The organism is Burkholderia sp. Tr-20355 (genome assembly GCF_017104685.1).
GTDB lineage: Bacteria > Pseudomonadota > Gammaproteobacteria > Burkholderiales > Burkholderiaceae > Burkholderia > Burkholderia seminalis.
Genome location: NZ_JAAGPK010000031.1, coordinates 37,902 through 59,130, shown reverse-complemented (window position 1 = coordinate 59,130; position 21,229 = coordinate 37,902). Strand labels below are relative to the sequence as shown.

At 68.8% G+C, this 21,229-nt stretch carries 21 protein-coding genes and 1 pseudogene; 7 read left to right on the top strand and 15 right to left on the bottom strand.

Features of this window, described 5'->3' with window-relative positions:
- Positions 1-133: 133 nt before the first annotated feature.
- Genes G3N62_RS11370 through G3N62_RS11360 form a run of 3 tightly spaced genes read right to left on the bottom strand, consistent with a single transcriptional unit; the run spans position 134 to position 2,806 of the window.
- Positions 134-952 carry an ABC transporter ATP-binding protein gene (locus G3N62_RS11370; RefSeq protein ID WP_124669451.1) on the bottom strand — a complete coding sequence of 273 codons (819 nt, stop codon included), beginning with the start codon at positions 950-952 and terminating at the stop codon, positions 134-136.
- Positions 949-1,803, bottom strand: a complete 855-nt coding sequence (locus G3N62_RS11365) for an ABC transporter permease (protein WP_124669452.1) — start codon at positions 1,801-1,803, stop codon at positions 949-951. Before G3N62_RS11365 ends, G3N62_RS11370 begins: the two co-directional genes overlap by 4 nt.
- Positions 1,804-1,813: 10 nt before the next feature.
- Positions 1,814-2,806, bottom strand: coding sequence for an aliphatic sulfonate ABC transporter substrate-binding protein (locus G3N62_RS11360; RefSeq protein ID WP_059560894.1), 993 nt, complete (start codon positions 2,804-2,806; stop codon positions 1,814-1,816).
- A 352-nt stretch (positions 2,807-3,158) separates the two neighbouring features.
- Between G3N62_RS11360 and G3N62_RS11355 the strand changes: the two genes are divergently transcribed.
- The gene (locus G3N62_RS11355; protein ID WP_059560897.1) at positions 3,159-4,586 is read left to right on the top strand and encodes an MFS transporter; all 1,428 of its coding nucleotides are present in this window, start codon (positions 3,159-3,161) and stop codon (positions 4,584-4,586) included.
- 127 nt (positions 4,587-4,713) lie between these two features.
- On the opposite strand, the gene G3N62_RS11350 is transcribed toward G3N62_RS11355, so the two are convergent.
- Together G3N62_RS11350 and G3N62_RS11345 are read right to left on the bottom strand one after the other, a co-directional pair.
- On the bottom strand, positions 4,714-6,114 hold the full coding sequence (locus G3N62_RS11350) for an LLM class flavin-dependent oxidoreductase (protein WP_069706171.1): 1,401 nt from the start codon (positions 6,112-6,114) through the stop codon (positions 4,714-4,716).
- Between the two features lie 29 nt (positions 6,115-6,143).
- Positions 6,144-6,269 (bottom strand): annotated as a pseudogene (locus G3N62_RS11345) (monooxygenase); the annotation flags it as partial.
- Between the two features lie 303 nt (positions 6,270-6,572).
- Between G3N62_RS11345 and G3N62_RS11340 the strand changes: the two are divergent.
- Positions 6,573-7,811, top strand: coding sequence for an SfnB family sulfur acquisition oxidoreductase (locus G3N62_RS11340; RefSeq protein WP_124669453.1), 1,239 nt, complete (start codon positions 6,573-6,575; stop codon positions 7,809-7,811).
- Between the two features lie 90 nt (positions 7,812-7,901).
- Positions 7,902-8,297: a LysR substrate-binding domain-containing protein gene (locus G3N62_RS11335; protein WP_320338942.1), complete on the top strand. Its 396-nt coding sequence runs from the start codon at positions 7,902-7,904 to the stop codon at positions 8,295-8,297.
- 187 nt (positions 8,298-8,484) lie between these two features.
- On the opposite strand, the gene rfbB is transcribed toward G3N62_RS11335, so the two are convergent.
- From rfbB to G3N62_RS11285, 10 genes are read right to left on the bottom strand one after another with little or no spacing between them, the layout of a single operon-like run.
- On the bottom strand, positions 8,485-9,489 hold the full coding sequence (rfbB, locus tag G3N62_RS11330; RefSeq protein WP_034192083.1) for a dTDP-glucose 4,6-dehydratase: 1,005 nt from the start codon (positions 9,487-9,489) through the stop codon (positions 8,485-8,487).
- Entirely contained in the window at positions 9,486-10,370 is an 885-nt protein-coding gene (gene rfbD / locus G3N62_RS11325) for a dTDP-4-dehydrorhamnose reductase (protein ID WP_124608295.1), read from the bottom strand. Before rfbD ends, rfbB begins: the two co-directional genes overlap by 4 nt.
- On the bottom strand, positions 10,367-10,939 hold the full coding sequence (gene rfbC, locus G3N62_RS11320) for a dTDP-4-dehydrorhamnose 3,5-epimerase (protein WP_034192085.1): 573 nt from the start codon (positions 10,937-10,939) through the stop codon (positions 10,367-10,369). The genes rfbD and rfbC overlap by 4 nt, the downstream gene beginning before the upstream one ends.
- Positions 10,936-11,832 (bottom strand): glucose-1-phosphate thymidylyltransferase RfbA, encoded by an 897-nt coding sequence (gene rfbA / locus G3N62_RS11315; RefSeq protein ID WP_034192086.1) that lies wholly within the window; start codon positions 11,830-11,832, stop codon positions 10,936-10,938. Before rfbA ends, rfbC begins: the two co-directional genes overlap by 4 nt.
- 42 nt (positions 11,833-11,874) lie before the next feature.
- Complete coding sequence (locus tag G3N62_RS11310; protein WP_069706174.1) at positions 11,875-13,254, bottom strand: MFS transporter; 1,380 nt, start codon at positions 13,252-13,254, stop codon at positions 11,875-11,877.
- The gene (locus G3N62_RS11305; protein WP_034192088.1) at positions 13,251-13,970 is read right to left on the bottom strand and encodes an ABC transporter ATP-binding protein; all 720 of its coding nucleotides are present in this window, start codon (positions 13,968-13,970) and stop codon (positions 13,251-13,253) included. The genes G3N62_RS11310 and G3N62_RS11305 overlap by 4 nt, the downstream gene beginning before the upstream one ends.
- The gene (locus G3N62_RS11300; RefSeq protein WP_049033652.1) at positions 13,967-14,749 is read right to left on the bottom strand and encodes an ATP-binding cassette domain-containing protein; all 783 of its coding nucleotides are present in this window, start codon (positions 14,747-14,749) and stop codon (positions 13,967-13,969) included. Before G3N62_RS11300 ends, G3N62_RS11305 begins: the two co-directional genes overlap by 4 nt.
- A complete protein-coding gene (locus G3N62_RS11295) occupies positions 14,746-15,633 on the bottom strand; it encodes a branched-chain amino acid ABC transporter permease (protein ID WP_083286585.1) in 888 nt (295 codons plus the stop codon). Before G3N62_RS11295 ends, G3N62_RS11300 begins: the two co-directional genes overlap by 4 nt.
- The gene (locus tag G3N62_RS11290) at positions 15,626-16,519 is read right to left on the bottom strand and encodes a branched-chain amino acid ABC transporter permease (RefSeq protein ID WP_059560921.1); all 894 of its coding nucleotides are present in this window, start codon (positions 16,517-16,519) and stop codon (positions 15,626-15,628) included. The genes G3N62_RS11295 and G3N62_RS11290 overlap by 8 nt, the downstream gene beginning before the upstream one ends.
- Positions 16,520-16,535: 16 nt before the next feature.
- Entirely contained in the window at positions 16,536-17,630 is a 1,095-nt protein-coding gene (locus G3N62_RS11285; RefSeq protein ID WP_049032445.1) for an ABC transporter substrate-binding protein, read from the bottom strand.
- Positions 17,631-17,936: 306 nt separating this feature from the next.
- On the opposite strand from G3N62_RS11285, the gene G3N62_RS11280 reads away from it, so the two are divergent.
- From G3N62_RS11280 to G3N62_RS11265, 4 genes are all read left to right on the top strand, one after another.
- The gene (locus tag G3N62_RS11280; protein ID WP_034192093.1) at positions 17,937-18,284 is read left to right on the top strand and encodes a RidA family protein; all 348 of its coding nucleotides are present in this window, start codon (positions 17,937-17,939) and stop codon (positions 18,282-18,284) included.
- 13 nt (positions 18,285-18,297) lie between these two features.
- Complete coding sequence (locus tag G3N62_RS11275) at positions 18,298-19,542, top strand: D-amino acid dehydrogenase (RefSeq protein WP_049032443.1); 1,245 nt, start codon at positions 18,298-18,300, stop codon at positions 19,540-19,542.
- Positions 19,543-19,562: 20 nt separating this feature from the next.
- Entirely contained in the window at positions 19,563-20,330 is a 768-nt protein-coding gene (locus G3N62_RS11270) for an aspartate/glutamate racemase family protein (RefSeq protein ID WP_034192095.1), read from the top strand.
- Between the two features lie 82 nt (positions 20,331-20,412).
- Positions 20,413-21,117, top strand: a complete 705-nt coding sequence (locus tag G3N62_RS11265) for a GntR family transcriptional regulator (protein ID WP_034192096.1) — start codon at positions 20,413-20,415, stop codon at positions 21,115-21,117.
- The last annotated feature ends 112 nt before the right edge of the window (positions 21,118-21,229 follow it).

Sequence of the window (21,229 nt, the reverse complement as noted above, 5' to 3'; positions counted from 1 at the left end):
CGGCCTCGGTGGAGCCGAGCGAGTTCGATGGAAGGGCAAGCCTGCGGCAGCGGCCCGCGCACGGGAGAAGGCGGATGTTCCCGCGCCGCTCGTTCGGATGGCGAAGCAGCGCGTGGCTTGACCGTGGCCGAATCTACAGGCCGCGTATCGTGCTCGATTCCGCGTCATCCGCATGATCGTGAAAGCGCTGAAACGCACCGAGCAGTCGGGCGCGCAGCGCGGCTAGCGACGGGTCGCGCCGATCGCGCGGCCGTGCGAGGTCGACGCGGATCTCGTCGTCGACGCGCCCCGGGTTGGGCGCGAGCATCAGCACGCGATCGCCGAGATACAGCGCTTCGTCGAGATCGTGCGTGACGACGATCGCCGCCATCCGGTGCCGACGGACGACGTCGAGCAGCAGTGTCTGCAGGCGCAACCGCGTGATCGCGTCGACCGCGCTGAACGGCTCGTCGAGCAACAGCAGATCCGGCTCGCCGAACAGCCCGCGCGCGATCGCGGCGCGTTGGGCCATCCCGCCCGACAAAGTGGCCGGCAGTTGCCGCGCGACGCCGGCCAGGCCGACTTCGTCGAGCAGGCGCGTGACGCTCGGGTCGCGGCCGCCGTGCGGGCCGGACGCGAAGCCGACGTTGTCCGCAATCGACAGCCACGGCAGCAGCCGGGGTTCCTGAAAGATCACGCCGACACGCGCCGACGGCCCGTCGAGCGCGACGCCGTCGAGCTTCGCGTTGCCGCGGAAGTGCGTGTCGAGCCCGGCGACGATCCGCAGCAGCGTGCTTTTCCCGCAGCCGCTCGGGCCGACCACGCAGACGATCTCGCCGCGCGCCACGTGTAGCGCGATGTCGGCGAGGATCGTGCGGTCGCCGTATTGCTTGCGGGTGATCCGCAGGTCAAGCAGCGGCGTATCGGCACCCTCGGTCGTGCGCGCGGAAGCCGCGGAAGCGGTCGTACTCATTTCGAACCCTCGCGCGCCGCGCCGTCGAAGGCATCGCGCCAGCCGAGCCAGTGCGACTCGATGCGCCGCATCGCGCCGTCGCTCAGCTTGCCGAGCAATGCGAGCAGCAGGATCGCGCCGAACACGAGATCGGGTCGCCCGGTTTCCCTGCCGTCGCTCAACAGGAAGCCGAGGCCGCGCGTCGCCGCGATCAGTTCAGCGGCAACCATGAACATCCACGCGAGGCTCAGGCCGGTACGCAGGCCGGTGACGATCTGCGGCAACGCGGCCGGCAGCAGGATGCGGCGGAACAGTGCCAGCGGGCCGAGCCGGTACACCGCGCCGAGCTCGACGAGCTTGCGGTCGACGTCTCGAATGCCGGCGACCACCGCGAGGTGCACCGGGAAAAATGCGCCGATCGCGATCAGCGTGATCTTCGGCGCTTCGTCGATGCCGAGCCACAGCAGCAGCACGGGCACCCATGCGAGCGACGGAATCGCGCGCAGCGCCTGGAACGTCGGCTCGAGCAGCGCGTCGATCCGGCGGCTCAGGCCCATCGCCGCGCCGACGACGAGCGCGAGCCCGGCGCCGGCCGCAAAACCGGCCGCGACCCGCAGCGTGCTCGCGCCGACATGCCGTGCGACTCGCGTGACGCCCATCCGCGCGAGCGTATCGAGGATCTCGCTCGGCGCCGGGACGAGATGGTCGGGCAGCCAGCCGCGCCGCACGACGCATTCCAGCACCACGAGCGCCGCGAACGGCAGCACGAGGCCGGCGATGCGCCACGCGCGAAGCGCATCGCGCCGGCCGGCGCGGGGCGAGACGGCGTGACGCTGCGCGAGTGCATCGCCACGGGCCGCGGTGTCCGTCATCGCGGCAACCTCACTGCGACGCGGCAACGAGCGGGCGCGCGAACGACGGATCGATCAGCGTATCGACGATCTTCGCGGGATCGACGCCCGGCTTGGTCAATTGCTCGGCCGTCAGCACCGGCGCCGCGGCTTTCAGCGCCGCGCGCTGCGCTTCGCCCGGCACCGGGTCGCTGAAATCGTTGCGCTGCAGCTGCAGCTTCGCGACCGGCAGCGACACCTTCGATTCGTCGGCCACGATCTGCGCGGTTTCGGCAGGATGCGCGACGATCCACTGGCGCGCGCGGTCGTAGACCTTCAGCACGCGCGAGACCGCCTGCGGATACTGGCCGGCGAACCCGTCGCGCACGTTCAGGAAGCCGTACGTATTGAAGGCGACGTTACGGTACAGCAGACGCGCGCCGTCGTCGAGCTGGGCCGCGGCCATGTGCGGATCGAGCCCGGCCCATGCATCGACCTGGCCGTTCGCGAGCGCCGTGCGGCCGTCCGGATGCTGCAGGTTGACGATCTCGACGTCGTCACGCGTCAGGCCGGCCGTGTGCAGCGCGCGCAGCGTGAACAGGAACGGGTCGGTGCCGCGGGTCGCGGCGATTTTCTTGCCCTTCAGGTCGGCGAGCGTGCGGATCGGCGAATCCTTGCGCACGACGAGTGCCGTCCATTCGGGGCGGGAGAACACGTAGACCGCGTGGATCGGGTTGCCGTTCGCGCGTGCGAGCACCGATGCGAGCCCGGCGGCCGAGCCGAAATCGACCGCACCGCTGTTCAGGTATTCGAGTGCGCGATTGCTGCCGAGGCTCAGCACCCAGCGAATCGACGTGCGGTCGGCCTTGAACTCGTCGTCGAGCCAGCCGAAGTGGCGGATCACGAGACTCTCGGGCGAGTAGTACGCGTAGTCGACGCGGATTTCGGCGGGCGTCGCCGCGTGCGCCTGAATCGATACGAGACCGGCAAGCGCGGCAACGACGAGGGCCGCGGATTGCCACGCGCGGGACCAGGACAGCTTCATCGGGGAATCTCCGGAAGGGCGGCAATGCGCCGCGAACAGGCAGGTGACCGACTAATGTAACGAAGCGCCCGCGATCCGTTAACGAAGAAATCCGCGTTTGAACATGCGTGCTGCTGCTAAGGGACCCGGCGGGCAACTTTATGACCCAGGCCGATTAATTTATCGCTTTATATCGCTTGGGATACGAGGGGCCGGGGAACAGAATGCCCGCTTCCGGGAGTCGACGGCTGCGCGTATCGTCGAGCCGGTATTCGCTCGATGCGATGCGATGCGATGTCGATCGCGAATGCACGCGTCAGCTCCTGCACCTTGCGAGCATCGCCGGTCATCCGGCGACCCATTAAGGAATGCGATGAGTTCAATCGATCTGAACGCGATCACGCCGGTTTCTTCCCCCATCCGCTCGGCCAGCGACGTCGCGCGGCTGATCAACACGGTCGACAGTTCGGTCAGCCATGCACGGATGATCGTGCTGCTGGCGCTGGGCGGCGTGTTTCTCGACGCGTACGACCTGACGACGCTGTCCTACGGCATCGACGACGTCGCGCGCGAGTTCGGCCTGACGCCCGCGCTGACCGGGCTGGTCGGATCGGCGATCATGATCGGCACGATCTTCGGCAGCCTGATCGGCGGCTGGCTGACCGACCGGATCGGCCGCTACCAGGTGTTCATGGCCGACATGCTGTTCTTCGTGGTCGCGGCGCTCGCGGCCGGGCTCGCGCCGAACGTCTGGGTGCTGATCGGCGCACGCTTCGTGATGGGGCTCGGCGTCGGCATCGACCTGCCGGTCGCGATGGCGTTCCTCGCCGAATTCTCGAAGTTCAACGGGCGCGGCAACAAGGCGTCGCGTCTCGCGGCGTGGTGCCCGATGTGGTACGTCGCGTCGTCGGTCTGCTTCCTGCTGATCTTCGGCCTGTACTTCCTGCTGCCGGCCGAGCACGCGGGATGGCTGTGGCGCGCGTCGCTGATCTTCGGCGCGGTGCCCGCGCTCGTCATCATCCTGTTCCGGAACCGGTTCATGAACGAATCGCCGCTGTGGGCCGCGAACCAGGGCGACCTGGCCAATGCCGCGCGCATCCTGCGCGAATCGTACGGCATTCACGCGCACGAAGCCGAGGATGCGCGCCGCGAGCCGAGCCCGCCGCCCGTGCGAATCCGCGTGCTGTTCCAGCGCCCGTATCTCGGGCGCACGATCGTCGCCAGCGTGATGAATCTGTGCATTCCGTTCGAATACACCGCGATTGCGTTCTTCCTGCCGTCGATCCTGTCGCAGTTTCTCGGCGCGGGCGTGTTCGAGACGATCGCGGCGTCGCTCGCGCTGAACGTGTTGTTCGCGTTCACCGGCGGCCTGCTCGGCATGCGCCTCGCGTATCGCTATCCGTCGCGCCATGTCGCGATCGCGGGCTTCGCGCTGCAGACGGTCGCACTCGTCGCGCTCGCGCTGGCGGGGCATCCGCACGGCGCGCTGGCGGTCGGCGTCGTGCTGCTGATGCTCGGCACGTGGCTGTTCGCCGAAGGGTTCGGGCCCGGCGCGCAGATGATGATCTATCCGACGCTGTCTTATCCGGCCGCGATCCGCGGAACCGGCGTCGGCTTCGGACGGTCGCTGTGCGGGATCGGCCAGGCGCTCGCGCTGTTCGTGCTGCCGATCCTGCAGGCCCGTCTCGGCACGGACATGTTCTGGGTTGTCGCGATCAGCGCGGTCACGCCGATCGTGTTCCTGCTGATCGTGCGCTACGAGCCGACGGCACGCGACATCGACGACGAAAGCATCGCCTGAACACCCGCCGGCGCGTGAGCGACGCCCCGAGGAAAACGCAAACGGCTTCGTCGGACCGCACGAAGCCGTTTCGATTTGCACGGAAGCCGGTCGACGCGCACGCGGGCCGACCGGCTTCCCCCTTTCACTACGCGCTGACCGCCTCCCGTTCGGCCGCGCGCTTGACCTGCTCGATGTCGCGGAACCGCGCGGCCGGATGCGTGTCCGGCAGCCGCGCGGTGCCGCCGAACAGTTTTTCGCGCAGCGTGCCCGGTGCATACGCGGTGGGGTACACGCCGCGCCGCTGCAGCTCCGGCACGAGATAACGCACGACATCCTCGAAGGTTTCGTGCGCCACCGCGTACGCGAGATTGAAGCCGTCGACGTCGGTCGCCGCTACCCATTCCTGCAGGATGTCCGCGACGGTCGCGGCCGAGCCGACGAACACCGGACCGAGTCCGCCGATGCCGCCCCACGTGGCCAGCGCCTCGATCGTCCACGCGGTGTCGCCGCCGGCCAGATGCTCCACCGCCGACACGATCGCGTTCGTTTCGACGCGCCGCACCGGATCGGCCGGCGCATACTGGCCGAAGTCGATGCCGGTCCAGCCCGACATGAACACCAGCGAGCCGTCGTACGACACGTAACGACGGTATTCGTCGAACTTGGCCTGCGCCTTCTCGTCGGTCTCGTCGACGATCACCGTGACGAGGTTGTAGATCAGTACCTTCGCCGGATCGCGCCCAGCGGCGGCTGCCTGCGCGCGCACGTCGGCCACGTAGCGCGCGAGCTGCTCGCGGGTCGGCGCGGCCACGAACACGCATTCCGCGTGCTGCGCGGCGAACGCCTTGCCGGGGCCGGACGCGCCGGCCTGGAACAGCACCGGCGTGCGCTGCGGCGACGGTTCGCACAGGTGGTAGCCGGGCACGTCGAAGAAGCGGCCCTTGTGGCCGATCTCGTGAACCTTCTCGGGATGGGTGAACACGCGGCCGTCGCGATCGCGCACCACCGCGCCGTCCTCCCAGCTGCCCTCGAACAGCTTGTACAGCACCTCGACGTATTCGGCCGCGACCGCATAGCGGTCGTCGTGCGTGCGCAGGCCGTGATCGCCGACGTTTTTCGCGCCGCTCTCCAGGTAGGACGTGACGATGTTCCACGCGAGCCGGCCCTTCGTGTGATGATCGGCCGTCGACAGCCGGCGCGCGAACGTGTACGGGTGCTCGAACGTCGTCGATGCGGTGATGCCGATGCCGAGATGCTCGGTGGCCATCGCGATCGGCGCGGCGAGCTGCAGCGGGTCGTTGACCGGAATCTGCGCGGCCTGGTGCAGCGCGTGATAGTTGCTGCCCTTGTAGACGTCGTAATAACCGATCACGTCCGCGATGAAGATCGCGTCGAAGATGCCACGTTCTAGCACGCGCGCGAGGTCGGTCCAGTAGTCGAGATCCTTGTACTGCCACGAGCGGTCGCGCGGATGCGCCCACAGGCCGGGCGACTGGTGGCCGACGCAGTTCATCTCGAACGCGTTGAAGCGGATGGTCTTGCTCATCGCGCGGCTCCCGTTGCCGCGCCGGCGCGCCAGCCGGTTGCCTCGTGCGGCGATTCGCGGCGGCGTTCGCGCTCGAGGATCGGCCGGAGCCGGCTCGCGAGCGCGTCGTGGTCGGTGCCGGTGGAAAGGTCGGGAGCTGCGTGCGACGAAGTCATGCGGTGTTCCTCGAAGAGCGGGGCCGATTGCGCCGGGAGGCCAGTATAGGAAGCGCCGCGTGCGCGTTCCAATAACGGATTCGCAGATCGTTATCGTCGATGCGTATTACTTCGGGCACGCGGGGGCGCACCGACGCTGACGCGTCGATTGCGATGCATCAGCACGACGTCGCCGGCGCGAAGCCGCCGCGAATCGCGCGGTCGTTTGTTATCCAAAGGAATATCGTTCCGAGAATCGCTCGTTTTTCCGGCTGGCGCCGCGCTGCTAGATTGAATGCTTTCGTCATTCGACAGGAGAGTCCGATGTCAGACACGAGCGCCACGATTCAGGAGCGTCCCGCCGATGCGCAACCGCATGCCGCCCGCGTGATCGCCAACGACGCACAGGCGATCGAAGCCGCGCACGCGCTGGCGAAACGGCTCGCCGAAGGCGCGGCCGAGCGCGATCGGGACCGCCGCCTGCCGCGCGACGAAATCGAATGGTTCTCGCAGTCGGGGCTGTGGGCGATCACGGTGCCGAAGGCATACGGCGGCGCGGGCGTGTCGCATGTGACGCTGACCGAAGTCGTCAAGATCGTCGCGGCGGCCGATCCGTCGCTCGGGCAGCTGCCGCAGAATCATTTCGGGCTGGTCGACGTGATCACGCTGACCGGCACCGACGCGCAGAAGCGCCATTTCTTCGCGGAAATCCTGAGCGGCAAGCGCTTCGGCAACGGGTTCTCGGAGAAGGGCACGAAGCACGTGCTCGACCTGAAGACGCGCGTGCGCAGCGACGGCGACGACTATATCGTCGACGGGACGAAGTTCTACTCGACCGGTGCGCTGTTCGCGCATTACGTGCCGGTGCTCGGCCTCGACGACGCGCACCAGGCGTGGCTCGCATACGTACCGCGAGCGACGCCCGGGCTGACCGTGATCGACGACTGGTCGGGATTCGGGCAGCGCACGACCGCGAGCGGCACGGTCGTGCTCGACGCGGTGCGCGTCCCGGCGTCGCACGTGCTGCCCGCGCAGCGCGTGTCGGACGTGCCGACGCTCAACGGTCCGCTGTCGCAGATCATCCAGGCCGCGATCGACGCGGGCATCGCGAAGGCGGCCATCGACGATACGCTGGCGTTCGTGCGGACCCGCACGCGCCCGTGGGTCGACAGCGGTGTCGAGCGCGCGGCCGACGATCCGCTGACGATTCGCGAGATCGGCCACCTGCACATCCAGCTGCACGCGGCCGAGGCGTTGCTCGAACGCGCGGCGCGCACGCTCGACGAGATCGCGGCGCGCGGCGACGTGACCGAAGACGACGTCGCGCGCGCATCGGTCGCGGTCGGCGAAGCGAAGGTATTGACGACCGAGATCGCGCTGCTCGCGGGCGAGAAACTGTTCGAGCTGGCCGGCACGCAGTCGACGCTCGCCGAGCACAACCTCGACCGGCATTGGCGCAACGCGCGCACGCATACGCTGCACGATCCGGTGCGCTGGAAATACCACCTCGTCGGCAACTACTACCTGAACGGCGTGCGTCCGGCGCGCCATGCGTGGAACTGAGCGGATGGCGTGGCGACCGTCAGCGACGGCGCAGGCATTCGGATTGGCTTCCGGGTTCCAGGCCGGAGAGCAGCCAGTGGATGACCTTGTCTGTTTGCGCGGACATTCCGATGCCGGAAGGCCAGCACGTCGGATCTGTCCGCGCCGCAGGGCCTGCGCGCGGCAATCGAGCACGCGGCGGCCGAGGCCGACGTGACGCTGCGGGTGGTGGCCGAAACGAATGCGCTGAGCGTGCAGAAGGAACGGGTCGCGCGAGGTCACGGGTGGACGATTCTGCCGGCCGTCGCCGTCACGCAGGAGATCGCGCAGCGCACGCTGAGCGCGGCGCCGCTCGCGCCGCCCGGGCTGCGGCGCCCGATCGTGCTGGCGGCGCCCGGCAGCCGGCAGGCGAGCGCGCCGGTTCGCTGCGTGGTCGGTGTGCTGCTCGACTGCGTGAAAACCACGTTCGAGCAGGGCCACTGGCCCGACGCGCGCTGGCTCGGCTAGGCCAGGCCAGCCGGACCCGCGCCGTCGTATGCGTTGGCGCGGGTCGTGCGGCTGATCGACCGTCCGTATGGGCCGCAGCCTTCCATCAGGCGCTTCACGTTCCAGAGTGAGAAGCGGCGCGTCTGCCGCCACCGGCTTTTCGTATCCACCGGGGCCATCGTCGAACTGCGTCAACCCATCGCGACGTCTACAGGTACCAGTCGAGCGTCTTCACGATGCCTGTCTCGAAGGTTTCCGTCGGTTGCCACTGAAGTTCGCGTTCGAGCTTGCCGGCGTCGATCGCATAACGACGGTCGTGACCGAGGCGGTCGGCGACGAAGTGCTTGAGGCGCGCGTGCGGCGCGCCCTGCGGCCGCCGCACGTCGAGCAGCGAGCAGATCAGGTCGACGATGTCGGCGTTGCGCCACTCGTTGCATCCGCCGACGTTGTACGTTTCGCCGAGCGTGCCGCGCCGGATCACGGCATCGATCGCCCGGCAGTGATCGTCGACGAATAGCCAGTCGCGGACGTTCGCGCCGTCGCCGTAGAGCGGGATGGGCGTGCCGTTGACGCAGTTGCGGATCACCGTCGGGATGAACTTCTCGGCGTGCTGGCGCGGGCCGTAGTTGTTCGAGCAGTGGGTCGTCGTGACCGGCAGCCCGTACGTGTGGAAGTACGCGCGCACGAGATGGTCGGAGCCGGCCTTGCTGGCCGAATACGGCGAATTCGGCGCGTACGGCGTGGTTTCCGAGAACGGCGGATCGGTCGGAGCGAGCGATCCGTATACCTCGTCGGTGCCGATGTGATGAAAGCGGCGCGGCGCGCGCGCGTCGGCGTCGGGCCCGTTCATCCAGACCGTGCGCGCCGCTTCGAGGAGCGTCCAGGTGCCGACGACGTTCGCGCGGACGAATTCGCCGGGGCCGGTGATCGAGCGGTCGACGTGGCTCTCGGCGGCAAAGTGGACGATCGTGTCGATCGCATGGTCGCGCAACAGGCTTTCGACGAGCGGCCGGTCGCAGATGTCGCCGAGCACGAACCGGTGGCGGTCGGTGCTTTCCGCGCCCGCGAGATGGTCGAGGCTGCCGGCATACGTGAGCAGGTCGAGATTGACGATCCGGACCAGCGGATCCGTCGCGAGCAGGTGATGGACGAAGTTGGCGCCGATAAACCCGGCGCCGCCCGTGACGAGGACATGTTTCGGTCGATGGCTCATGAGGTTCGTTTCCAGGTATCGAGCACGTCGGCGAGCGCCGGGATCCAGCACGGCGCGTCGATGCCGAAATGCTCGCGAATGCGGGTGCAGTCGAGTGCGGAGTTCGCCGGCCGTGGCGCCGGCAGCGGATAGGCGGCCGTGCGGATCGGGCGCACGAGCGGTAGGCGATCGATGAGGCCGGCGCGCCGTGCCTGCGAGAAGATCGTCTCGGCGAAGCCGTGCCAGGTCGTGACGGGGGTGCCGCACAGGTGGTAGGTGCCCCAGCGCATCGCGGCGCCCGCGCGATGGCGATCCGCGATCGCGAGCAGCGCGTCGGCGACCGCGGCGGCGTGCGTCGGGCCGCCGTACTGATCGGCGACGACGGCGAGTTCGTCGCGTTCGCGTCCGAGCCGCAGCATCGTGCGCACGAAATTGCCGCCGTGCGCGCCGAATACCCACGCAATGCGGAGAATCACATGCGCATCGGGCAGCCGCTGGCGGACGGCTTCCTCGCCGGCCCATTTGGTGTGTCCGTAGACGCCGAGGGGCGCGACGTCCGCCGTTTCGTCGTACGCGCCAGGCGCGCGGCCGTCGAACACGTAGTCGGTCGACAGGTGCAGCAACGGGATGCCGGCCGCGGCGCACGCGTCGGCGAGCGCCGCCGGGCCGGCGCAATTGGCGCGCCAGGCGGCGTCGGGTTCGGTTTCCGCGCGATCGACGGCCGTCCACGCGGCCGCATTGATCACGAGCGTCGCGTGGTGCGTGGCGAGCGCGTCACGCACCGCCTGCCGATCGGCGATGTCGAGCTGCTCGCGGGACAGCCCGATTGCCGGGCGTCCTCCCGCGCGCAGCATGAGTTCACGGCCGACCTGGCCGAGCACGCCGGTCACGAGGATCGTCATCGCGCGGCTCCGTGAAGGTCGGGCGCCGCCGGCGGCCGGTCGCGCAGGCGCGGCTGCCGGAGATCCTTGTCGGACAGCTCGAACGGCACGTCGAGCGCGGGCCATTCGATGCCGATGTCGGGATCGTCCCAGCGTACGCCCGCGTCCGACGACGGATCGTAGTACGCGGTGCACTTGTACGCGAAGTCGGCCTCGTCGGACAGCACGCAGAAGCCATGCGCGAAGCCCGGCGGAATCCACAGCTGGCGATGCGACACGTCGTCGAGCACGGTGCCGAACCAGCGTCCGAGATGCGGCGAACCGGGCCGGATGTCGACCGCGACGTCGTACACGGCGCCGCGCGACACGCGCACGAGCTTGCCCTGCGGATGCCGGAACTGGTAGTGCAGGCCGCGCAGCACGCCGCGCCGCGAGCGCGAATGGTTGTCCTGCACGAAGCCCGCGTCGACACCTGCGTCGCGCAGCCACGACTCGCGATAGCTTTCGACGAAGAAGCCGCGCGCGTCGCCGAAGCTCGCCGGTTCGATCAGCAGCACGCCCGGCAGCGTCGTCTCGATGACGGACGTCATGCGGCGACCTCCTTGTTCAGGACGTCGAGCAGGTAACGGCCATAACCGCTTTTCGACAGCGCGTGCGCGAGCGCTTCGAGCTGCTGCGAGTCGATCCAGCCGAGCCGGTACGCGATTTCCTCGGGGCAGGCGATCTGCAGCCCCTGGCGGGCCTGCATCACCTGGATGAAATTCGCCGCGTCGAGCAGCGACTCGTGCGTGCCGGTGTCGAGCCACGCATAACCGCGGCCGAGGATCTCGACGTTCAGCTTGCCGTTCGCCAGATAGGCGCGGTTCAGGTCCGTGATCTCCAGCTCGCCGCGCGCGGACGGGCGCACCTCCTTCGCGAGGGAAACGACGTCGTTGTCGTAGAAGTAAAGCCCCGTCACCGCGTAGTGCGATTTCGGGTCGCGCGGCTTCTCCTCGAGATCGATCGCCCGCCCGTGCTCGTCGAACGATACGACGCCGTAGCGCTCCGGGTCGCGCACGTAATAACCGAACACCGTTGCGCCCGTCGTGCGCGCGGCGACGCGCTGCAGCAGCGACGACAGCGCCGGACCGTGATAGATGTTGTCGCCGAGCACGAGCGTCGCGGCGTCGTTGCCGATGAACGGCGCGCCGATCACGAAGGCCTGCGCGAGTCCGTCCGGGCTCGGCTGCACCGCGTACGAGAAATTCATGCCCCATTGTTCGCCGTCGCCGAGCAGTTGCCGGAACGCGTCGAGATCGCGCGGCGTCGAGATGATCAGGACGTCGCGGATGCCGGCCAGCATGATCGTGCTGAGCGGGTAGTAGATCATCGGCTTGTCGTACACCGGCATCAGTTGCTTCGATACCGAATGCGTGAGCGGATGGAGCCGGGTGCCGGATCCGCCCGCCAGAATCAATCCCTTACGGCCAGTCGCTGTGTGCATGATGTCCTCGCTGTCATGAAGAAGGGCGGGCCCGCGTGCGCGTCAACCCGGGTCGATGCGTCCGAACACGATCGCGAAGCCGGCCAGGTAGACCAGCGCGATCACGGCGAAACCGGCCGCGGTTGCGCGGTCCGGACTGGCGATCGCATGAAGCACGACCGACGCGATCGCCACGCCGACCAGCGAGCCGATCTGCCGGCTCGCGTTCAGCGATGCGGCGGCGAGATTCGCGTCCGCGGGGCCGGCCGACTGCATGACGACGAGATTCATCGCGGGGATGGCCTGGCCCGCACCGAAGTTCGCGATGCCGACCGCGATCGCGAGCGCCGTGTAAGGGAGCGCCTCGATACCGATCAGCGCGGCGCTGCCGAGCGTGGCGAGCGCCAGGCCCGCGAGCAGCGTGCCGCGCGGACCGAGCCGCGCGCTCACGCGGGCGGACGCGAGATTGCCGATGCCGAACATCGCCATGAGCGGAAACAGCTCGAAGCCGGCGCGCAGCGCGCTTGCACCGCGCACCTGCTGCAGGTAAAGGCTCAGCAGGAAGATTTCCGCGAGGATGCCGAAATTGATCGCGAGCCCGAGCAGGCCGCCCGCGACGAAGCGCCGGTTGCGCAGCAGCGCGGGCGGCAGGATCCGGTCGCGGGCGCCACGTTCGCGCCAGACGAATGCCGCGCCGGCGGCGAACGTCACGGCCGCACCGGCGACGATGGCGGGCGAGCGCCAGCCGGCGCCCGGCCCCTCGATCAGCGTATAGCTGAGTGCAGCGAGCGCGAGCGCGCCGAGCAGATGGCCGAGCGTGTTCAGCGGGCCGGGATGGCGCGGCGAATGGCCGACATGGCGGCGCGTGAGCCACAGGCCGGCGAGCCCGACGGGGAGGTTGACCCAGAAGATCCCGCGCCAGCCGATCGCGTCGACGAGGATGCCGCCGATGCAGGGCCCGATCGCCATCGCCGCCGATACCAGGGCGCCCCAGATGCCGATCATCCGTGTGCGCAGTGGTCCGGCCGGAAACGCCAGCGTGAGCAGACTCAGCGAGCTCGGCATGAAGAGCGCGGCCCCCACGCCCTGCAGCAGCCGCGCGGCGACGAGCATGCCGCTCGTCTGCGCGGCCGCGCACAGCACCGACGCGGCGACGAACAGCGCGAGCCCGGCGACGTAGATCGCCCGCGGCCCGTAACGGTTCGCGAGCGCGCCGCCGAACAGCAGCAGCGCGGCGAAGCTGAGCGTATAGGCGTCGACGACCCAGACGAGGGCGGTCAGCGACATGTCGAGACTCGCCTGCATCGCCTTCAGCGCGACGTTCACGATGGTCACGTCGAGCATCGCCATCACGAAGCCGCAGGCAAGCGCGACCATCACGTGCACCGGCCGCGCGGCTGGCGCGCCGGCCGCACCGGCGGCGGGAGCGGTGTTCGTGCTCATGCCGCGCGCCCGCCGAGATAGAGACGCCGCATCTCGTCGCTGTCGAGCAGGTCGGCCGACGTGCCCGTCAGCGCGACGCGGCCCATCGTCAGCACCACGCCGCGATCGGCGATGCGCAGCGCCTCGATCGCGTTCTGTTCGACCATCAGCACGGCGATGTGCTCGGTATCGCGCATCCGCACGATCGCGTCGAATACCTCGTCGACCATTTTCGGCGACAGGCCGGCCGACGGCTCGTCGAGCAACAGCAGCACCGGGCGCGACATCAGCGCGCGCGCGAGCGACACGATCTGCCGCTCGCCGCCGGACAGCGCGCCCGCGGGCGACCGGTAGCGGCGCCGCAGCACCGGGTATTGCTCGCACAGCTCCTCGATCCGCGTTTCGCGGGGGAACGCGGACATCGCGTGGCCGCCGAGCATCAGGTTCTCGCGAACCGTCAGCGCGCCGAACACGTTGTCGGTCTGCGGCACGAAGCCGATGTCGTGTTCGCGGATCTTGCGGTGTACCGGCACGCGCGCGATGTCGCGGCCATGCATCGTGACCGTGCCGGCGCGGGGCAGGACGAAGCCGGCGATCGCCTTGAGGAGCGTCGATTTTCCGCAGCCGTTCGGGCCGAGGATCGTGACGATGTCGACCGGCCCGACGGACAGCGATACGCCGTGCAGGATGTCGATGTCGGCCGTGTAGCCGGCGACCAGGTCGCGAACGTCGATCATGACGCCTCCATCAGGCGGCGCGCATGGGCGCGTCCCAGGTACGCATCGAGCACGCGGCGGTTGCTTTCGAGTTCGGCGGGACGGCAGTCGGCGATCGCGGCGCCGCGATCGAGCACGATGCAGCGGTCGCACAGCTCGCGGATGAAGTGCATGTCGTGCTCGATCACGACCAGCGTGACGCCCAGCCCGCGGATGCGGCGCAGTTCGGCGACCAGTTCGCCGCGCAGGTTGGGGTGAACGCCCGCAGTCGGCTCGTCGAGCAGCAGCAGCTTCGGCTCGGTCATCATCGCGCACGCGATGCCGAGCAGTTTCTTCTGGCCGCCCGAGATCGCCGCGGCGCCCAGTTGCGCGACGTGCGCGAGCTTCAGTTCCTCGAGCAGCGCGGTGGCGCGTGCGCGCGTCGCGGTTTCCAGCGTGCGGGTCGCACGACTGCGCAGGAGCGCCGCGACGGGGCCGTGACGGGCCGACGACGCGGCCATCGCCAGTTCGAGCACCGACATGCGCGCGGGCATCGACGGCAACTGGAACGTCCGGCGGATGCCGAGCCGTGCGATCCGGTGCGGCGCAAGCGTGTCGATGCGACGCCCGGCGAAGCGGATCGCGCCGGCCGCGACGGGGGCGAAGCCCGTGATCGCGTTGAGCGCCGTGCTTTTGCCCGAGCCGTTCGGGCCGAGCAGCCCGACGATCTCGCCGTCGCCGACGGACAGCGAGAGGCCGGACAGCACCGCATTGTCGCCGTAGCGGATCGTGACGCCTTCAAGGTCGAGCAGCGCGCTCATGGATGAACCTCCAGTCGTTCCGGCACAAGGCCGCGCGGGCGCCACAGCACGCACGCGAGCAGCATCAGGCCGACGAGGCCGAGGCGCACCGCACCGGCGAGGTCGCTGCCGACGCCGAGCCAGTCCTTCAGGAACGGCGCGAACGCGTACACCGCCTGGACGATCAGCGCGCCGGCCAGCACGCCGGCGTGGCTGCCGAGCCCGCCGACCATGACGATGGTCCACAGCGCGAAGGTTTCCGACGCCACCATCGCGTCCGGGCCGACGTAGCTGATGTACCAGGTGAGCAGCGCGCCCGCGAACGCCGCGGGCAGCGCGCCCGCGACGCTCGCCCAGGTCTTCAGCGCGACCGGGTCGTAGCCGAAGCAGACGGCGAGCGCGGGCTCCTCGCGCATCACCTTCAGCGCGCGGCCGAAGCGGCCGGTGGTCAGCAGCCGGCAGGCGGCGTAGGCGATGGCGAGGCCGCCGGCCGCGACGGCGAGGAACGCGAGATCGGCCCACGGCGCGCGCAATCCGGGAAAGAGCGGCGCGATGCCGCCGATACCCTGCGCGCCGCCCGTCAACCAGCCCTCGTTCAGCGCGAACGTGCGCAGGATTTCGGCGATCGCGAGCGTCGCGATGCCCCAGTAGTCGGCCGACAGGTGACGACCGAGCCGCGCGATCGCGACGGCCAGCACGCTCGCCGCGCCCGCCGCGAGCGCGAGGGCGGCCGGCAGCGGCCAGCCGAGCTGCGACGCGATGCCGGCGGCGTAGGCGCCGAGCCCCGCGAACGCCACGAAGCCGAAATTGACGAGCCCCGCGTAGCCTGCCTGCAGGTTCAGGCCGAGCGCCATCGTCGCGTACAGGCACGTGACGGTCAGCAGATGGACGATGAAACTAGACACGACGGACCTCCCCGTCGAAGAGGCCATACGGCCGGAACACGAGCACGACGAGCAGGATCGCGAACGACACCGCGCCGACGTATTCGACCGGAAAGAACGCGAGCGGCCGACCGACCAGCCCGCCGAAGTCGACGTCGAGCGCGATCGTCTCGGCCAGCGCGATCAGGAAAGCGCCGGCCGCCGCGCCGAGCGGATTGCCGAGGCCGCCGAGGATCGCGGCGGAAAACACCGGGATCAGCAGCCCGTAACCGAGGTTGACGTGCACGCTTTCGGTCGCGCCGAGCATCGTGCCGCCGAGCGCCGCGAGCACGCCGCTGGCGAACGTGATCACGTTGGTCACGCGCTGCGCATCGATGCCCGTCGCAAGCGCGAGCGCGCGATTCGATGCGAGCGCGCGCATCGCCCGGCCGAGGCGGGTGCGGTACAGCAGCAGCGCGAACACGGCGAGCGCGACGCCACCGCACGCGATCGAAGCCGCCTGCGCGGACGACATCGCGACGCCCCCGACCATCAGCGGCGGGCGCACCGCCTGCGCGTACTGCAGCGGCCGCGAGCCGGCCGTGCCGAGCATCAGCGCGACGGCGAGCAGCGACACGGCGAGCGAGCCGATCATCGCGACCGCGCTGCCCGAGCGCAGCAGGCGCGTGAACACGAACAGGTTCAGCAACGTCGCGGCAAGGCCGACCAGCGCGCACGAGACGGCGGTCGCGAGCGCGAACGGCATGCCGACGCGCTCGAACCCGAGGGTCGCGAACGCGCCGACCATCGCGTACTGGACGTGTGCGATGTTCGGGAAGCGAATCAGCGAGTACAGCGTCGACAGGCCGACGGAGACCAGCAACAGGTCGGACGTGCGCATCAGGACATCGATCAGGAATTGCAGCATCGCAGGCTCCCGGTGGCTACTGCGCGACGACGGATTGCCGGTACACGACCTTCTCGTACGGCTGCACCAGCCGCTGGCCGTCGGCATCGAACGCGATCGTGCCCGTCACGCCGTCATACGGCTGGCCGGCCGCGAGTTCCGCACGCACCTTCGCCGGATCGGCCGAACGCGCGCGATTGATTGCCGCGGCGGACAGCATCGTCGCGTCGTACGCGTAGCTGCCGAAGGCCGAGCGCGGCGCCTCGTGGTACGCGGCGCGATAGGCCGCCGCGTACGCGGCGGCGCTGCCGCCGAGCGCCGCGACCTCCAGGCCGATCTGCCCCTGCGCGATCTGGGCGGGGGTGTCGCTCGTGCACATCGTCAGGTAGATGCCGTACCACGGCCGCTGGTTGAGACGCATCTCGAACGCCTGCCGGTTCAACGTCGCGGCTTCCTGTCCGTACGCGCTGTACACGTAGCCGTCGGGCTGCGCACGCGACGCCTGTTCCAGCTCGCGCCGGTAGGTCGACTGGCCCTCGGTGTAGAGAACCGTCGAGACGATCGTGCCGCCGAGCGCCTCGAAACGCTTTTTGAACTCGGTGGCGATGCCCTGGCCGTAACCGTTGTTCGGCGCGATCAGTGCGACGCGCCGCAGCTTGCGGTCGTACACGTCCTGCGCGGCGAAGCGCGCGGACTGGTCGTCGAGCCCGATCGTGCTGAACGAACCCGCGCCGATCTTGCGGACCTGCTGGCTCGACGAACCGATGTTGACGTGCACGTCGCCCTGGCGCACGAGGAATTGTCCGACCGGAATCGTCACCGACGACGAGAATTCGCCGAGCACGAGCGGCACGCGCTCGACGGTCGCCAGCTTGCGGGCGGCGTCGAGCGCCGTGTTCGCGGTGCCGCCCGAATCCTCGATCCGTACCTGCAGCTTCTGTCCGAGCACGCCGCCTTGCGCATTGATCTTCGCGACCGCGAGCTCGATCCCGCGCCGCTGGTCCTCGCCGATCGACGCGCTTGCGCCGGTCAGCGGCAACACGGCGCCGACGCTGACGTCCGCATATGCAGGAAACGTTGCCCACGCGCCGAGCGCGACGCAGATCCCGAGACTCCAGCAACCCAGCTTCATTTTTGCGCTCCTGAATCGATGTTGAATCGCGTTTGAAATACAAAAGTGTCGACAGAATCACAGAACAAAAATCGTTGGCAAACATTTTTTGGACGAATCTCGAGCGGTTCGCGAAGCGCCCCGGAATTCACAAGAAAATGCGTTGTTTTAGCGCATGAAATGCACAATACGGGCGACAGTAAACACCAGCTGCGGGCACGTGCGCCAAATTGGCTCAGCGTCGAATCTTTTTGAAAAAAGTGTATACAGTCATGAATATGGATGCTTAGAATTCAACCCACTCGACACGGAAGCGGAGGCGGTGCGATGGAAATCAAGCGTTATGGCGCGGGGGAACGGATGAGCCAGCTCGTGGTCGCGGGCGGCTTCGCGTTCATTGCCGGACAGGTGGCCGACGACACCGCGCTCGACGTCGCCGGCCAGACCCGCCAGATCCTCGACAAGATCGACCGGCTGCTCGATGGCGCGGGGCTCGACAAGCGCAGGATCGTGTCCGCGAGCATCTGGCTTGCCGATCACCGGAGCTTTGCCGACATGAACCGGGTCTGGGATGCGTGGGTGCCGCAGGGCGACGCGCCGGCGCGCGCCTGCGTGGAGTCGGCGCTCGCGTTTCCCGAATACACGGTCGAAATCGCGGCGATCGCCGCGTGCTAGCGGGGGACGCGCGATGAAGACGGTCGTGCTCGGAGGCGGCATCGTCGGTGTGACGACCGCGTACTTTCTCGCGAAGGCCGGCGACGAGGTCGTGGTGGTCGACCGGCGCGACGGCGTCGCGCTCGAGACGAGCTTCGCGAACGCGGGACTGATCGCGCCGGGGCATTCCTATACGTGGGCCTCCCCGCGCGCGCCGAAGATCCTGCTCAAGTCGCTGTTTTCGGACGGGCAGGCGTTGCGCCTGAAGTGGTCGCCGGACTGGCGGATGTGGGCGTGGTGCCGTCTGTTCCTGCGGAACTGCACGGCGGAGCGCTCGCGCCGGAACACGTCGATCAAGGTGCGGCTGTGCCGCTACGCGCAGCAGCAGCTGCAGTCCGCGACGCGCGACGAGGTGCTCGCGTACGACCGGATCAGCAGCGGCTTGCTGTATCTGTACCGCGATCCAGCATCGTTCGAGCGCGGCATCGCGAACATGCGAATTCTGTCCGAGAACGGCTTGCCGCTCGAGACGCTCGATTCGCGCGCGGTGATCGAGCGCGAGCCCGCGCTTGCCGGCGCGGCGGATGCGATCGCCGGTGCGATCTACTGTCCGTCCGACGAGAGCGGCGATGCGCACCTGTTCACCCGGGCGCTCGCCGAACGCTGCCGCGCGCTCGGTGTCGAGTTCCGTTTCGGCACCACGATCGACGGCATGCGCGCGAGCGCGGACGCGGTGGACTACGTGCAGACGTCGCAGGGTCGCGTGAGCGGCGACCGCTACGTGCTCGCGCTCGGCGCGTACTCGCCGTTCGTCGCGCGCGGGCTCGGCTACCGCTTGCCGATCTATCCGGTGAAAGGCTATTCGGTCACGCTGCCGATCGATGCGCGCCACGAACCGCCGACGCTCGGCGGCGTCGAGGAAAACCAGCTCGTCGCATGGGCGCGGTTCGGCGACCGGCTGCGCCTGACCGCGACGGCCGAATTCAGCGGCTACGACACGACCCACACGCCCGCGGACTTCGCGCACATGCTGGCGACCGCGCGGGCGCTGTTTCCGAACGGCGCCGACTACACGAAGCCGTCGTACTGGGCCGGATTGCGGCCGATGACGCCGGAGGGCACGCCGATCATCGGTGCGACCCGCCATCGCAATCTCTTTCTCAACACCGGGCACGGCCACATGGGCTGGACGATGTCGTGCGGTACCGCGAAAATCGTCGCCGACCTGATCCACGGCCGGCAGCCCGACATCGACATTACCGGGATGACACTCCAGTGAGCGAACTTCTTACGACCCCCATGCAGCAGGATGCCGGTTCGTACGCGCGCTTCGGCTTCTCGCTCGATGCGGGCATCGCGCGCCGCGCGGCGATCGGGCTCGTCGTGCTCGCGACCGACCATACGATCGAATACGAATGGCGGCGCGTGCTCGCGCTCGACGGCGTCGCGTTCTACGAGAGCCGGATCGCGAACTCCGCCGACATCACCGCGGAGACGCTCGCGCGGATGGACGGCGGGATCGCGGCGGCCGTCGAGCTGATCCGCCCCGGCGAGCGCCTCGACGTGGTCGCGTTCGGCTGCACGTCCGCGTCGACGGTGCTCGGCGAGGAGCGCGTGTTCGAGCGGATCCGCGAAGCGCGGCCGGGCGTCGCGTGCACGACGCCGATCACCGCGGCACGGGTCGCGCTGGGCGCGCTGGGCGCGCGCGGCGTCGCGCTGCTCACGCCGTACGAGCGCTCGATCAACGAAGCCATGGCCGCCTACCTGCGCGCACGTGGCGTCGACGTCGTCAGGGCGGGCTCGTTCGAGCATCGCGACGACAACGAGGTGGCGCGGATCGACCGCGCGTCGATCGAGCGCGCGGTGCTCGCGCTGGCCGCCGATCCGGCGGTGGACGCGGTGTTCGTGTCGTGCACGAGCCTCCGGCTCGTCGACGCGCTCGCGGAGATCGAGGCGCGCGCCGGCAAGCCGGTCCTGTCGAGCAATCACGCGCTTGCGTGGCATGCGCTGCGGCTCGCGGGCGTCGACGATCCGGTGCCGGGTTTCGGGCGCCTGTTGATGCAATGACGGTGGCCGCAGCACCCGAGGCGCCCGCAGGCCGGTTCATGGCCGATAATGACGGTCGCCGACAGACGAAGGAGGAGGCGAAATGGCAGCGAATTCCGTGCTTGGCGGCCGCGAGACACTGGCGCCGAAACGCGCGGGCCTGACGGTCAACGAGATTTACGAGCAGTTGAAGCAGATGGCCGTGCTGTACAAGATCCGGCCGGGCGAGCGGGTCAACGAGCTTGAACTGGCGGAGCGGTTCGACGTCAGCCGCACGCCGATCCGGGAAGCACTGAACCGTCTCGTCGCGGAGAACCTGCTGGTCTTCGTGCCGAATCGCGGATTCTTCATCCGCCAACTGGAAGGGAAAGACGTGTTCGATCTCTTTGAGCTGAGGCGTTCGATCGAGTCGACCGCGGTGATGCTCGCATGCGAGCGGGCGTCCGACAACGACATCAAGACCCTGCGCCGCTTCTGGCGGCAGGTGATGAAGAGCGCATCGCGGATGCCGTCGTCGGAGCTCGTCCTGAAGGACGAACTGTTTCACCTGGAGCTTGCCGCGCTGTCGGGCAATGCGGAGATCGGACGCGTGCTGCAGGGCATCAACGCGCGGATTCACTACGTGCGGTGGGTCGACGTCGATCAGCGGCGCGACGAGGCCTTCACCGAGCACCTGGAGATCCTGGACGCGCTCGCCGCGCGCGACACGGAACGTTGCGTTGCATTGACCGACACGCACATCCGCTGGCGGATGGAGGAAATCACGCGGGTCGTGGAAGCGAGCGTCGTCAAGCTGTACGCGAAATAACGGGCGGCCCGCGATGCACGCGTGCATCGCGAGGCCGTACCGACGAGACGCAAGGCAAAGGAGGACGGGCCGCCCGCAACCCGGTGCGGCGCATCGCCACGCTTTCGTTACG